This window comes from Rhizobium esperanzae (assembly GCF_014197615.1).
Lineage (GTDB): Bacteria > Pseudomonadota > Alphaproteobacteria > Rhizobiales > Rhizobiaceae > Rhizobium > Rhizobium esperanzae_A.
Genome location: NZ_JACIFY010000017.1, coordinates 90,680 through 105,049 on the forward strand (window position 1 = coordinate 90,680; position 14,370 = coordinate 105,049).

11 protein-coding genes are annotated in these 14,370 nt (G+C 61.5%); 5 read left to right on the forward strand and 6 right to left on the reverse strand.

Annotated elements, in window-relative coordinates:
- Window positions 1-38: 38 nt before the first annotated feature.
- Window positions 39-1,565, reverse strand: coding sequence for a sugar ABC transporter ATP-binding protein (locus GGD57_RS21595; RefSeq protein ID WP_184472377.1), 1,527 nt, complete (start codon window positions 1,563-1,565; stop codon window positions 39-41).
- Between the two features lie 259 nt (window positions 1,566-1,824).
- On the opposite strand from GGD57_RS21595, the gene GGD57_RS21600 reads away from it, so the two are divergent.
- Complete coding sequence (locus tag GGD57_RS21600; RefSeq protein WP_184472312.1) at window positions 1,825-2,856, forward strand: substrate-binding domain-containing protein; 1,032 nt, start codon at window positions 1,825-1,827, stop codon at window positions 2,854-2,856.
- Between the two features lie 63 nt (window positions 2,857-2,919).
- On the opposite strand, the gene xylA is transcribed toward GGD57_RS21600, so the two are convergent.
- The 5 genes from xylA to GGD57_RS21625 form a co-directional block, all read right to left on the reverse strand.
- On the reverse strand, window positions 2,920-4,230 hold the full coding sequence (xylA, locus tag GGD57_RS21605) for a xylose isomerase (RefSeq protein WP_184472313.1): 1,311 nt from the start codon (window positions 4,228-4,230) through the stop codon (window positions 2,920-2,922).
- Window positions 4,231-4,367: 137 nt separating this feature from the next.
- A complete protein-coding gene (gene xylB, locus GGD57_RS21610; protein ID WP_184472314.1) occupies window positions 4,368-5,822 on the reverse strand; it encodes a xylulokinase in 1,455 nt (484 codons plus the stop codon).
- Between the two features lie 18 nt (window positions 5,823-5,840).
- Entirely contained in the window at window positions 5,841-6,866 is a 1,026-nt protein-coding gene (locus GGD57_RS21615; RefSeq protein ID WP_184472378.1) for a LacI family DNA-binding transcriptional regulator, read from the reverse strand.
- Between the two features lie 206 nt (window positions 6,867-7,072).
- Entirely contained in the window at window positions 7,073-8,671 is a 1,599-nt protein-coding gene (locus GGD57_RS21620) for a DHA2 family efflux MFS transporter permease subunit (RefSeq protein ID WP_184472315.1), read from the reverse strand.
- Between the two features lie 27 nt (window positions 8,672-8,698).
- Window positions 8,699-9,907, reverse strand: coding sequence for an HlyD family secretion protein (locus GGD57_RS21625; protein ID WP_184472316.1), 1,209 nt, complete (start codon window positions 9,905-9,907; stop codon window positions 8,699-8,701).
- Between the two features lie 150 nt (window positions 9,908-10,057).
- On the opposite strand from GGD57_RS21625, the gene GGD57_RS21630 reads away from it, so the two are divergent.
- The 4 genes from GGD57_RS21630 (at window position 10,058) to gltX (ending at window position 14,360) form a co-directional block, all read left to right on the forward strand.
- The gene (locus GGD57_RS21630; RefSeq protein WP_184472317.1) at window positions 10,058-10,738 is read left to right on the forward strand and encodes a TetR/AcrR family transcriptional regulator; all 681 of its coding nucleotides are present in this window, start codon (window positions 10,058-10,060) and stop codon (window positions 10,736-10,738) included.
- Between the two features lie 105 nt (window positions 10,739-10,843).
- Entirely contained in the window at window positions 10,844-11,683 is an 840-nt protein-coding gene (locus tag GGD57_RS21635; protein ID WP_184472318.1) for an AraC family transcriptional regulator, read from the forward strand.
- A gap of 219 nt (window positions 11,684-11,902) precedes the next feature.
- A complete protein-coding gene (locus tag GGD57_RS21640) occupies window positions 11,903-12,652 on the forward strand; it encodes a TerC family protein (RefSeq protein ID WP_184472319.1) in 750 nt (249 codons plus the stop codon).
- A gap of 241 nt (window positions 12,653-12,893) precedes the next feature.
- On the forward strand, window positions 12,894-14,360 hold the full coding sequence (gene gltX / locus GGD57_RS21645) for a glutamate--tRNA ligase (protein ID WP_184472320.1): 1,467 nt from the start codon (window positions 12,894-12,896) through the stop codon (window positions 14,358-14,360).
- The last annotated feature ends 10 nt before the right edge of the window (window positions 14,361-14,370 follow it).

The window sequence follows — 14,370 nt, forward strand, 5'->3', positions numbered from 1 at the left end:
TGTCTGTCGTCCTGATCGGCGAAGCCCTGCTTCAACCCTCAGGCAGCCGCCTTTTTCTTGAGCCCGGCGGCGTAACGCATGATTTCCTGCTCGGAAATCTCGTCTCCTTCGAGCACGCCGACGATATGTCCTTCGCGCATCACCACCACTCGGGTGCAGAGGCCGATGACTTCAGGCATCTCCGACGAGACGACGATGATCGACCGGCCGTCCCGGGCGAGCGCCGAGATGAAATGATAGATCTGCTGCTTGGTGCCGACATCGATGCCGCGCGTCGGTTCGTCGATGATGATGATGTCGGGCTCGGTCTCCATGACCTTGGCCAGCAGCAGCTTCTGCTGGTTTCCGCCGGACATGCGGCCGGCAATGATATTGCCGTCGCGAACCCTGATGTCGAAACGGCGTTTGGCCTTCGCCAGTGCAGCCGCCTCGCTGGCTGGGCTGAGATAGCCGTGGCGGCCGTGCCTTTCGAGGGATTGCAGCGTCAGATTGGCCACCATGCCGGAGCGCAGCAGCAGCCCCTTCGACTTGCGGTCCTTGGTCATGTAGGCGAGACCGCTGCGATTGGCGGCATGCACGTCGCCTGAAGGAACCGTTTCGCCCTTGATCACCACCTCGCCGTGAAGACGGCTTCGCAAGCCGGCGATCGCTTCCATCAGCTCGGTACGGCCGGAACCGATCATGCCGGAGAAGCCGATGATCTCGCCCTTGCGCACCTCGAAGCTCGCATCCTTCACATAGCCCGTCGACACCGAGGCAACGCGGAGAACGACCTCCTCATCCACGTCAGGTTCGACCTTGGCGGGATAGAGGCTGGAAAGTTCGCGGCCGACCATCAGCTGCGCGATCGATTCCCCATCCAGAATGGAGGTCGGCGACGTCTTGATCCACTGGCCGTCGCGCAAAACCGTCACCCGATCGGTCAATTCCATGACCTCGTCGAGTTTATGGGAGACGAAGACGAAGCTCGTGCCCTGGTCGCGAAGCTTGCGGACCTGCTTGAAGAGCATATTGGTCTCTTCCCGCGACAGCACTGCGGTCGGCTCATCCATGAACACGACCCGCGCATCACGGCTGATCGCCTTGGCGATTTCGACCATCTGCTTGTCGGCGATGGAAAGCGTGCTGATCAGCGCATTCTCATCGACATGCGAACCGAGCACATCGAGAACCTTGCGCGTCTCCGAGCGCATATATTTACGGTCGAGCACGCCGAAACGCGTGACTTCGCGCCCGAGAAACAGGCTCTCCGTCACCGTCAGATGGTCGGCAAGATTGAATTCCTGATGGATGATGACAATGCCGAGCGCTTCGGCGGCGCCATTGGGCGGCAGCACGACAGGCTTGCCATCGAGCACAATCTCGCCGGATGTCGGCTGTTCGAAGCCTGATAATACCTTGACGAGCGTGGACTTGCCGGCGCCGTTCTCACCCATGAGGGCGTGGATTTCGCCGGCACGGAGATCGAAATTGACACTGAAAAGCACCTGCACGCCGCTGAAGGATTTGCATATGCGCCTGGCGGACAGCACCACAGGTGCGGTGTCGGCGATCTCCATGGTCATCATGCCCTCCCCCTGGAGCGCCGCGCCACCGGCAACCTCCATCACCTGAACTAGCGCACATTTTCCTTCTGAAAACCGCCTTAGGTCTTCAAGCGGCGTGCATATGCGGCTCCCGTCCGCTTCGAGCCTTATGTAAACCTTTACATCATGCATGTAAAGGTTTACATCGTGGATTAACACAGATGAGTTGAAGCTTGCCTTTGACCTCTCGGCAAGTCTGTGTAGTGTCGCGGCGAAGACAGCCTTAAGGCAGAGCCCAGTGTCGAATTCCACGCCCGCAACCATCGAAGACGTCGCCCGGATCGCCGAGGTCTCCATCGCGACGGTTTCGCGGGCGATCCACACGCCCGAGAAGGTCGCCAACTCGACGCGGCTCAAGGTCAACCAGGCGATCGCCGTCACCGGTTATACGACCAATGCCATGGCCCGCAGCCTGAGGCTCGGCCGCTCCAACATGATCCTTGTGGTGGCGCCCGATATCGGCGACCCGAATTTCTCCAACATCCTTGTCGGCCTGGAGAATGAGGCGCGCGCCCACGGCTACGGCGTCCTGATCGGCCACACGCAGAACGATGCCCAGCGCGGGCTGGAATATCTGAAATTCTTCAACTCCAACCAGGCTGCCGGATTGATCCTCTTCACCGGCATCCTGCCCTTCGGCCATCAGACCATGACCGCGCGGCTGCCGCCGAGCGTCGGCGTTTTCGAGCCCGTTTTCAACGGCGGCATTCCCTATGTCGGCGTCGACGATACCGAGGGGGCGCGAAAGGCGGTGGACCTGCTGCTGGCCGAAGGACATCGCAAGATCGCCTTCATCGGCGATTCACGCACCCGGCTTGCCTTTATCCGGCGCCGCATGGGATATGATGCCGGGCTCGATGCGGCCGGCATTCCGCCCGATTTGCGGATCGTGCTCGAAGGCGACGGCACGATTGAAAGCGGCCGGCATGCGGTCGAACAGCTTTTCATGCGCGATACGCTTCCCACGGCCTTCATGTGCGTAAACGACCAGACGGCGATCGGCGTCATGATCGGGCTGGGCGCGCGCGGCTACGACATTCCGCGCGATTTCTCGGTGACGGGTTTCGACGACGTGCCGCAGGCCGTCTTCATATCGCCGGCGCTGACGACGATCCGCCAGCCGCGAACGGCGATCGGCAAGCAGGCGATGGCGCTCTTGCTGGAACTCCTGTCCGACGGCCGCCCGTCCGAGACGGAAATCCTGCTGCGGCCGGATCTGGTCGTTCGAAATTCCGTCTCCGCGCCGTCGCGCAGTTGGTTGAAGCGCTGAACGGAAATGGAATAGCCGGCTACAAAAATGGCGCCGGCGACCATTGGCCGCCGGCGCGCCTTATCAGACGTAACGGTTGACGACGTTTTCGAGCAGTTCCTGCTTGCCGGATCTCGGCTGCGGATTGACGTCTTTGGTCTCGACCCAGCTGGTGATCTCATCCAGCGAGTATTCGCCGCGGAAGAGCTTCTGGGCCTCGGCCGATTCCCAGCCGGCGTAACGATCGGCGAGCGGCTGCGACAGAGCCTTGTCCTCGATCATCCTGGCAGCGGCCTTCAGCCCGCGGGCGCAGCAATCCATGCCGCCGATATGGCCGATCAGCAGATCCGCCGGATCGAGCGACTGGCGGCGCAGCTTGGCGTCGAAGTTGGTGCCGCCGGTCTTGAAGCCGCCGCCCGCCAGAACGTGGTAATAGGCGAGCGCCATTTCCGGAACATTGTTCGGGAACTGGTCCGTATCCCAACCGGACTGGTAGTCGTTGCGGTTCATGTCGATAGAGCCGAAGATGCCGAGCGCATTGGCAAGCGCCAGCTCGTGCTCGAAGGAATGGCCGGCAAGGATCGCATGGCCCTGCTCGATATTGACCTTCACCTCGTTTTCGAGACCGTGCTTCTTGAGGAAACCGTAAACGGTCGCAACGTCGTAATCATACTGATGCTTGGTCGGCTCCTGCGGCTTCGGCTCGATCAGGATGGTCCCCTTGTAGCCGATCTTGTGCTTGTATTCGACGACGAGGTTGAGGAAGCGCCCGAGCTGGTCGAGCTCGCGGCCGATATCGGTGTTGAGCAGGGTTTCATAGCCTTCGCGGCCGCCCCAAAGCACGTAGTTCTCGCCACCGAGCTTCTGCGTGGCGTCGATGCAGGTCTTGACCGTCGCAGCAGCGAAAGCAAAGACATCCGGATCCGGATTGGTGGCTGCACCCGACATATAGCGGCGGTGCGAAAACAGGTTCGCCGTGCCCCAGAGCAGCTTGGTGCCGGTAGCGGCCTGCTTTTCGGCGAAATAATCGACGATCTCGTTCAGGTTCCTGGTGTTCTCGGCAAAATTCTTGCCTTCCGGACGTACGTCGGCGTCATGGAAGCAGTAATAGGGCGCACCCAGCAGCGAGAAGAATTCGAAAGCGACGTCGGCCTTCAGCTTGGCAGCCTTCATCGTGTCTTCGAACCAGGGACGCAGGAAGGTCTGGCCGCCGAAGGGGTCGCCGCCCGGCCAGGTGAAGGTGTGCCAATAGGCCACCGCAAAGCGCAGATGGTCTTCCATACGCTTGCCGAGAACGATCTCGTCCGGCTGGTAATAGCGGAAGGCCAGCGGATTGGTGCTGTCGGGGCCTTCATATTTGATCTTCTGAATATCGCCGAAAAATCCGGTGCTCATGTTGGGGTCTCCTTGGGTTCGCAATTCAGTCTTATCGTCCGCGCCATCCAGCCCCCTCATCCGACCCTTCGGGCCACCTTCTCCCCAGCGGGGGAAGGTGCCGGCAGGCGGATGAGGGGGGCCGCCAGCTCCAGGTCTCAATGCGCCAGCGACTTGATCGCCGGATAAAGTGCGCGGTAGCGCTTGTAGGCATCCTCGTAAGCGCCGCTCTGCGCCGATACCGGCTCGATCGTGCCTGATGTCACCGGCGGCGTGCAGACAGCGATCGGATCCGCACCCGTTGCCGCGATCAGGCCGAGACGGGCCGCACCGAAGGCCGCGCCGAAATCGCCATCGGCAGGCAGATCGACCGGAACGCCGAGCGCAGTGGCAATCGACGCCAGCCAGTAATGCGAGCGCGAACCGCCGCCGATCGCCGTGACGCGGGAGATGCCGGTGCCGGCCGAGCGCAGCGCTTCGAGATTGTCGCGGATGGCAAAGGCCACGCCTTCGAGCACCGCCTGGGTGAGCACGGCACGGCTGCTTTCATGTTCGAGGCCGATAAAGGCGCCGCGGATGACCGCATCGTTGTGCGGCGTGCGCTCACCGGAGAGATAGGGCAGGAAGGTGACGCCTGTAGGCGTCTTCAGCGTCTCGCCGAGTTCGCCGGTGAGATCGGCAGCCGACTTGCCGGTCACGCCGGAATGCCAGTTGAGCGCATCGGTGGCCGACAGGATGACGCCCATCTGGTGCCAGGTATTCGGCAATGCGTGACAGAAGGCGTGCACGGCGCTTTCCGGCTTCGGCAGATAGGAGCCGTTGGCGGCAAAGAGAACACCTGACGTGCCGAGCGAGACGAAGGCGGCACCGTCGCTGACCGTACCCATGCCGCAGGCCGACGCCGCATTGTCGCCGGCGCCGCCGGCAACGACGACATTGCCGGATATGCCCCATTGCGCCGCCAGTTCGGGCCGCAGCTTACCGGCCTGCTCCGTGCCTTCGACAAGCGCCGGCATCTGCTCCTCGGAAAGATCGGTGGCGGCAAGCAGTTCGGACGACCAGGCGCGTTTGCCGGTATCGAGCCACGAGGTCCCGGCCGAATCCGACATTTCGGAGATATATTCGCCGGTCAGCCAGAGACGCAGATAGTCCTTCGGCAGCAGCACCTTGGCGATCTTGGCGAAGATATCTGGCTCATGCTTCTTGACCCAGGCGAGTTTCGGCGCCGTGAAGCCGGGGAAGACGATGTTGCCGGTAAGGGCACGGAAACGCGGATCGGCATCGAGGGCGGCCGCCTCGACATGGCTGCGCGTGTCGTTCCAGAGGATGCAGGGACGCAGCACCTTGTCGCTGGCATCGATCAGCGTTGCGCCGTGCATCTGGCCGGAAAGGCCGATGCCCTTGACTGCGGCAAGCTCTTTCGGATGTTTTGCCTTGAGGCCTGCAACGGCCTCCTCGGCGGCACGCACCCAGTGGGCCGGCTCCTGCTCCGACCAACCGGAATGCGGACGCGAAACGTCGAGCGAACCGTTGGCCGAGCCGACGATCGTCTGATCGCCGTCGATCAGCATCGCCTTGACGCCGGAGGTTCCGAGATCGAGACCGAGATACATGGGTATGCTCCTTTGCCGTTACGGCAGATTGTCTTTCAGGAATATGTCGAGGCGGATGCGCTCCTGCGCTTCGATGACGGCAAGCCCGTCCGCCTTGGCTTTCAGCACGCGGATGGCGCTGCGCACCTCATGACCGGCATCCTGGTTGAGGATCGCATCGATCGTGCCGTCGAGGAGCGCCGCACGCGTATGGACAGTCAGTTCGTGGGCGACCACGGTCAGCGTCCGGTCGACGGACTTCTCTTTCAATGCCCGGATCAGGCCGCGATTGCCGGCGCCGAGACTGTAGACACCGACGATGCCGGCATTGTGGGAAAGCGCATCAGTGACGAGCCTATGGGCGACCTCGGGGTCGTCGCGACCTTCGAGAACCGGCAGGATCGTCAGATCGGGAAATTCCTCGGCCATGACGGAGGTGAAACCCTCCAGCCGCTCGCGATGGTCGCGCACCAGCATGGAGCCGGCAAGAACGGCGATTTCACCTTTTCGGGCGCCGAGAAACCGGCCGAGCAGCCGGGCGGCCGTACGACCGGCCGCAATGTTGTCGATGCCGGCATAGTGATGGCGCAGCGACCCCGTCAGATCGGAAACCAGGGTGACGATCGGAAATCCCGCCCGCACCAGCCTGTCGACGACATCGCGCACCTCAGGCGCATCGGTCGCGACCATCGCTATGCCGCAACGTTTCTCCTGGGAAAGCCCTTCAAGCACCGAGACGAGCGCCGGAGGGTCGAAGGCGGATACTTCGATGGTACGGATATCGGTGCGCTCGGCCGACGAACGGAGGATCGCCTGCCGGATCTCGGCATTGAGTCCGTGCATGAAGGAATTGTCGCTGGCCGGCAGGATGAAGACCAGAGGATAGGTGCGTCCCTTGGCGAGATTGGCGGCGGCGACATCTCTGATATAACCAAGCTGACGGATCGCGTTCTCGACCTTCTCCCGCGTGACGTGACGCACACCGGGACGCTGGTTGAGAACCCGGTCGACAGTCGCGAGACTGACACCGGCGGCAGCGGCGATATCGTGAACTGTTGGTCTCATCATTCCTCCTGACGAGACCCTTAGCGCCAAATTTGATGTACGTAAATCAAAAAATCGAACAGGCCGGTTTCCTTGTCGATTTTCCGGCATCGATCGCCCGATTCGGGTGATCGGCCGGCGATCATCTGTCTGATGGCACGGAAGCTGGAAAACCGCAACAAAAAGGCCCTCCGGAGAGGGCCTTTCAAGGGGCGGCAGGCCGGAGGTCAGTGGCCGCCACCGCCTCCCCCGCCTTGCGGCGCGGGTTTCTTGATCATGGCGACACCGAAGATCATCGCGACAAAAAGCGCAGTCAGGATCAGGAAGATATCGCTGAAGGAGAGGATGACCGCCTGCTTGGTGGCAAGGCCGACCATCTGCTTGACCGCGACCGAGGTGCCGTCCATGCCGTAGGTGCTGAAATTGGCGGCCATGTTGTTCATCTGGTCCACCGCCGCCGGGTTGCCCCAGTCCATATTTTCCCGCAGCCGCTCGTAATGCACGTCCTGCCGGTTGGTGAGCACGGTGTTGATGACGGCCAGGCCGACGGCGCCGCCGAGGTTTCGGGTCAGGTTGAACAGGCCGGACGCACCGCGAATGCGCGAGGGCGGCATCGTGCCGAGCGCGATGTTGTTGATCGGCACCATGCACATCATCAGCCCGAAGCCGCGCAGGATCTGCGGGATGAACAGCTCGTAGAAATCCCAATCCGCCGTCAGGTGGATCATGATGTATGTGCCGGCAGCGAAGCTGGTGAAGCCGATCACCATCATCAGGCGCAGGTCCATCTTGGTCGACAGCCGGCCGGCGATCGGCGCAGTGAAGAACATCGCCAGCCCGGAGACGAACATCGTCTGGCCGATCATCAGCGAATCATAGCCGCGGATACGGCCGAGATAGACCGGATAGATATAGGTGAGGCCATAGAGGCCGATCCCCATGACGAAGGAGAAGATCGAGCCGAAGGAAAAATTCCGGTTCGAAAAGGCCTTGAGATCGACAACGGGAAAATCCACCGTGAAGGCGCGGTAGAAGAACACGATGGCCGCAGCGCCGGAAGCGACGGCCGCAATGGCGATGGAACTGTCGTTGAACCAGTCGTTCGAATTGCCCTCTTCGAGCACATATTCCATCGCGCCGAGGAAGATGCCCATCGAGATCAGCCCCCACCAGTCGAACTTCTTGAAGAGCGACAATTCCGGCTTGTCGAAATCGATGAAGTTCCAGGTCACCAGCGTGACGATGATGCCGGGAACGATATTGACGAGGAACAGCCAGTGCCAGGAAAAGGCATGGCTGAGATAGCCGCCGACGGTCGGGCCGATGGTCGGCGCCAGCGTCGCGATCAGGCCGATGATCGGCGAGACGATGCTGCGCTTCGACGGTGGGAAGATGGTGAAGGCGGCCGCGAAGACCGACGGGATCATGCCGCCGCCGATGAAGCCCTGGATGGCGCGGTAGACGATCATCTGGTCGATATTCGTCGCCGTCGCCGCAAGGGCGCTCGCCATGGTGAAGCCGGCGGCCGAGATCGCGAAGAGATAACGCGTCGAGATGATGCGCGCCAGCGTGCCCGACAGCGGGATCATGATCACCTCTGCGATCAGATAGGCCGTCTGCACCCAGCCGACTTCGTCGCTGCCGGCCGAAAGGCCGGCCTGGATTTCGGCAAGCGAGGCTGAAACGATCTGAATGTCGAGGATCGACATGAACATGCCGAGCACCATCGCGAAGAAGGCAATGAGCTTCTTCGGATCCATGCGATCGTCGGCGTGCGCAGGCGCTGCCGGAATTGTTCCCGCTGTTGCTGTCGCGCTTCCGGCCATCGGACCACCTCCGCCTTGTTGAAAGGCTTACTTGTTCGGCGCCGTACGGGTATCGACGTCGACGACGACGCTGAGGCCGGCGCGCAGACGGCCGCTGTCGAGCGCATCCTGCGGCAGCGCGATGCGCACCGGCACGCGCTGGATCACCTTGGTGAAATTACCCGTCGCATTTTCCGGCGGCAGCAGCGAGAAGACCGAGCCGGAAGCCGGCGAGATCGATTCGACGGTGCCGACGACAGGATGGTCGCTATAGGCGTCGACATGGACGTTGACCTTCGAGCCGGGAACCAGATGCTGTATCTGCGTTTCCTTGAAGTTGGCGTCGATATAGAGCTGGCGCACCGGAACCAGCGCCATCAGGCGCTGACCGGGCGAGACCAGATCGCCTTCCTGGACCGAGCGGTTGCCGACAATGCCGTCATAAGGCGCCTTCAGCACGGTGAAGGAGAGGTCGCGGGCAGCTTTGTCGCGCGAGATCTCAAGCGAACGGACCGAGCCTTCGGCTTCCCTGCGCTGAGATTGAAGAATGGTGACGTTGGCCTGCGCAACCGCGATGTTGGCGTCGCCGCCGGCAAGATTGGCCTTCGCCTGGTCAAGGGCGATATTGGCGTTGTCGAGGTCGGCAGCCGTGCCGACCGACTTCGCCTGAAGCTCGCTCTGGCGCTTCTGAGTGATCTCGGCGCCGCGAACGGCCGCTTCGAGTGCCACCTTCTGCGCCTTCGCCTGCACGAGGCTGGCATTGGCGCCTTCGATCTGCGCGTCGATACGCTGCAGCGAAAGCTGTTCGGTGGCGATCTGGGCCTGGGCCAGGTCGAGGGCGTTCTGATAGTCGCCGTTATCAAGCGTGGCAAGCACGTCACCCGCTTTGACTTCCTGGTTGGCGACCACATTCACCTTCGCGACGTAGCCCGTGACCTTCGGCGAAATCGTTGCAATATCGCCCTCGATATAGGCGTCATCGGTCGACACCATGAAGCGGCCGTTCGTCCACCATTCGTAGCCATACCAGCCGCCGCCGGCGAGAAGAGCAAGCACGACGATCGGCAGCACCGGGCTGCGGCGCTTCTTCGCAGCCGCGGGTGCGGCAACCGAAGCCGGCGCCGACTGTGCCGGGGCAGACGGTTTTTCCAGGGCTTCCGCCGTCGGAGCTTCTGCAACGATCTCGGCCTTTGCCTCTTCGGCTTCGGCATTTTCGCTGACGATCCGTGCGACGTTGCTTTTCTGGTTGCTCGACATGGCCACTTACCGATCTTGGAGTAATTCATCGAACTGAACGGTTCGGTTCAGTTGACATAAACCTGTTTTATCGTCATATCAAGATGTATAGAACCAATCGGTTCGATTTCTTTAACGAAAATGCGAAACCGTGAATACGGTTAAGGAGACATGACGCTGAAACCCGACCATGCCGCCGTCTTCAGCCCCCCCGTTGGCGGAGGCCGATTTGCCGCGGGCGAAGATCCGGCCAAACGCCAGCAGATTCTTGCCGGCGCCAAGCGCGTCTTCATGAAGATGGGTTTCGACGCCGCCAGCATGAACGACGTGACGCGCGAGGCCGGGGTCTCCAAGGGAACGCTCTACGTCTACTTCACCAACAAGGAAGAACTGTTTTCGGCGATGATCGAGGCCGAGCGCGCCGCCTTCGTGGCTGCCGTGCGCACCGCGCTTGCCGAACATGACGATCCGGAAGCCGGCCTCTACGAATTCGGGATAAGCTTCGTCACCCATATGACCGATGAGAAGGTCATCAATGCCATGCGCACTGTTCTCGGCGTTCGCGAGCGAATGCCGGTGCTCTGTCAGCGCTTCTTCAAAGGCCCGGAAAACCTGCGCACCATCATGCGCGACTTCCTGGAACGGCACGTTGCCGAAGGCACGCTTGAGATCGACGATATCGATCTGGCCGCCGGCCAGTTCCTCGATCTCGCCAGCGGCAGCTTCTTCAAGCTGCGCCTGTTCGGAACCATGGAAGAGCCGCCGCATCGCGACGAAATCGAGCGCGTCATCCGCGGCGCGATCCGGGTCTTCATGGCCGCCTACAGCGTGCGCCGGCACGAGACCGTCTGACCGCTTTCTTGACTGCCGTTCCCCGTCGGCCAAAACTCCGCAACGACGATCAAACCCGGCTGCCGGCTTTTCTCTAAGAAAGAAGCCGCAACTTGGGGAGTGAGAATGAGCGCCATCGCACGGGCGATCTGGTTCATCGAGAGCCATTTCGAAAGCGATCTATCGCTGGAAGAGATATCGGAAGCAGCCGGATTGTCGCGCTACCATCTGTCGCGCGTCTTCGGGCTCGTCACCGGCCACTCGATCAGTGGATATATAAGGGGGCGGCGCCTCAGCCGCGCCGTGCCCGCGCTTGTCGGCGATTCATCCACCATTCTCGAGGTTGCGCTTTGCGCGGGCTACGGCTCGCACGAGGCTTTCACCCGTGCCTTCCGCGACCAGTTCGGCATGACGCCGGATGCGGTGCGCAAACAGGGGCACGCCCGTAACCTTGTCTTGCTGGAGCCGATCAGAATGGACCCCGCCCACCTCAACGACCTCGAACCGCCCCGCTTCGAAACCCTTCAGCCGATGCTCTTTGCCGGCCTGCAGGAGATCTATTCCTATGGCGGCAATGCCGCTATCCCCTCCCTCTGGCAGAAGTTCAACGCCCATTTCGGCCATATATCAGGCCAGAAAGGCAACGTCGCCTACGGCATCTGCACGCATATCGACGGCGAGGCGGAGAAATTCCGTTATATGGCCGCGGCCGAAATCTCCGATCCCGGCGATCTGCCGGCGGATTTTGCGACGCTCAAGCTTCCGGGCCAGCGCTACGTCGTCTTCACCCATCGCGGCCATGTCTCCGGCATTTCGGCGACGATGAACCGGATTTTCGGCACATGGTGGCCGACCTCCGGCCTGGAGCATGGCGAAACGCCTGACATGTTCGAACGCTACGATGAGCGCTTCGATCCCCATACCGGCATGGGCGTCACTGAAATCTGGCTGCCTATCAGAGCATGATGCCGAAAAGTGTGAGCGGTTTTCGGACGACATCATGCTCTAACTCTTCAATTTAGAACAGCATTCAAATTTAAGACCGACCCGGTCTTAAATCATCCTGTTCTAGGGAATAAAAGTCACATCGATTTCGTATACCCCCTTGCGGCGCTTGCGTGGCGAGCCGCCGACATTACATTGCGCGCGTCATCCAATCATGTGACGCAAGAGGGATATACGCTGATGCAGGACATCATGACGCTCATTCAGGATCCGGCCGCCTGGGTGGCGCTCATCACGCTGGTGGTGATGGAAGTCGTTCTCGGGATCGACAACCTGATCTTCATTTCCATTCTCACCAACAAACTGCCGCCCGAGCATCGGGAAAAGGCCCGCAAGATCGGCATCGGTCTCGCCCTCGTCATGCGCCTGGCGCTGCTCGGCACCGTCGCCTGGATCGTGCAGCTGACCGAACCGCTGTTTACCGCCTTCGGCCACGGCTTCTCCTGGAAGGATCTGATCCTGATTGCCGGCGGTCTGTTCCTCGTCTGGAAAGCCACCAAGGAAATTCACCACACCGTCGATCCCATCGACCATCAGGAGGATTTCATCGCGAAATCCGTTACGACGGGTTTCGCATCGGCGATCGGCCAGATCCTGCTGCTCGACCTCGTCTTCTCGGTCGATAGCATCATCACCGCCGTCGGCATGACGCCGCATCTGCCGATCATGGTGATTGCCGTCATCGCCGCCGTCACCGTCATGCTGGTCGCCGCCAACCCGCTCGCCAACTTCATCGAGAGGAACCCGACGATCGTCATGCTGGCGCTCGCCTTCCTGCTGATGATCGGCACGACGCTGATCGCCGAAGGCATGGGCTTCCACGTGCCGAAGGGCTACGTCTACGCCGCCATGGCCTTCTCGGCGCTGGTCGAGGTGCTGAACATGTTCGCGCGCAACGCCCGCAAGCGGAAACGCGAAGGCGCGCATTGAGGCTGATGGGAGGGCGCGCTGCAACCGGCGCGCCCTCCCGGCGCCGGCAAGCCGTTGCGGACGCGGTTTTTCTTGACGCGCCCTGTTGAATATGGCCTAAGGCCAGCCGAACGGACGATCGGCGGAGTGTGCGGGCGAATGCCCTTTTTCGGCCGGTTTGCCGGTGAAGATATCTGCATCCTTCCGGCCGAACGTCGCTTTCCCGCGAATACCGTCCGGCATTCATTGACGGGCACATACAATGACAGTTTCCGGGACAGCTACCGGCGTCCGCGTCCGCATCGCTCCCTCGCCGACCGGCGAGCCGCATGTCGGCACCGCTTACATCGCTCTCTTCAACTACCTCTTCGCCAAGAAGCACGGCGGCGAGTTCATCCTGCGCATCGAAGATACCGATGCGACGCGCTCGACCCCGGAGTTCGAGACGAAGGTGCTGGACGCGCTGAAATGGTGCGGGCTGGAATGGAAGGAAGGCCCCGATATCGGCGGCCCCTACGGCCCCTATCGCCAGTCCGACCGCAAGCCGATGTACCAGCCCTACGCTCAGGAATTGCTGGACAAGGGCCATGCCTTCCGCTGTTTCTGCACGCCCCAGCGCCTCGAGCAGATGCGCGAGGCGCAGCGCGCTGCCGGCAAGCCGCCGAAATATGATGGTCTCTGCCTGAGCGTCACGGCCGAGGAAGTCACCTCGCGCACGGCCGCCGGCGAAGCCTCGGTCGTCCGCATGAAGATCCCGGCCGAAGGCTCCTGCGACTTCACCGACGGCGTCTACGGCGATGTTTCCATCCCGTGGGATTCCGTCGACATGCAGGTGCTGATCAAGGCCGACGGCATGCCGACCTATCACATGGCCAACGTCATCGACGACCATCTGATGAAGATCACCCATGTGGCGCGCGGCGAGGAATGGCTGGCTTCGGTGCCGAAGCACATCCTGCTCTATCGCTATTTCGGCTGGGACCAGCCGGTCTTCATGCATCTGTCGCTGATGCGCAATGCCGACAAGTCGAAGCTGTCGAAGCGCAAGAACCCGACCTCGATCTCCTATTACTCCGCGCTCGGCTATATCCCCGAAGCGCTGATGAACTTCCTCGGCCTGTTCTTCATGCAGATCGCCGAAGGTGAAGAGCTGTTGACGATGGATGAGCTCTCCGAGAAGTTCGACCCGGAGAACCTTTCCAAGGCCGGCGCGATCTTCGACATCCAGAAACTCGACTGGCTGAACGGCCGCTGGATCCGCGAGAAGCTCTCCGAAGAGGAATTCCAGGCGCGCGTGCTGACCTGGGCGATGGAAAACGACCGCCTGAAGGCTGGCCTTCGCCTGTCGCAGACGCGCATTTCCAAGCTCGGCGAGCTGCCCGATCTCGCAGGCTTCCTGCTGAAATCCGATCTCGGCCTGCAGCCTTCCGACTTCGCCAAGATCAAGTCGCCGCCGGAAGAGATCCTCGAGATCCTCAACACCGTCCAGCCGGATCTCGAAAAGATCCTGGAATGGAATGTCGAGACGATCGAAGCGGAACTGCGCGCGATCTCCGATCGCATGGGCAAGAAGCTGAAGGTCGTGGTCTCGCCGCTCTTCGTCGCCGTCTCCGGCTCGTCACGGTCCCTGCCGCTCTTCGATTCCATGGCGATCCTCGGACGCTCCGTCGTACGCCAGCGCCTGAAACTCGCCGCCCAGGCGGTCGCCGCCCTCGTCGGCTCGAAGTAAGAATAGTCAG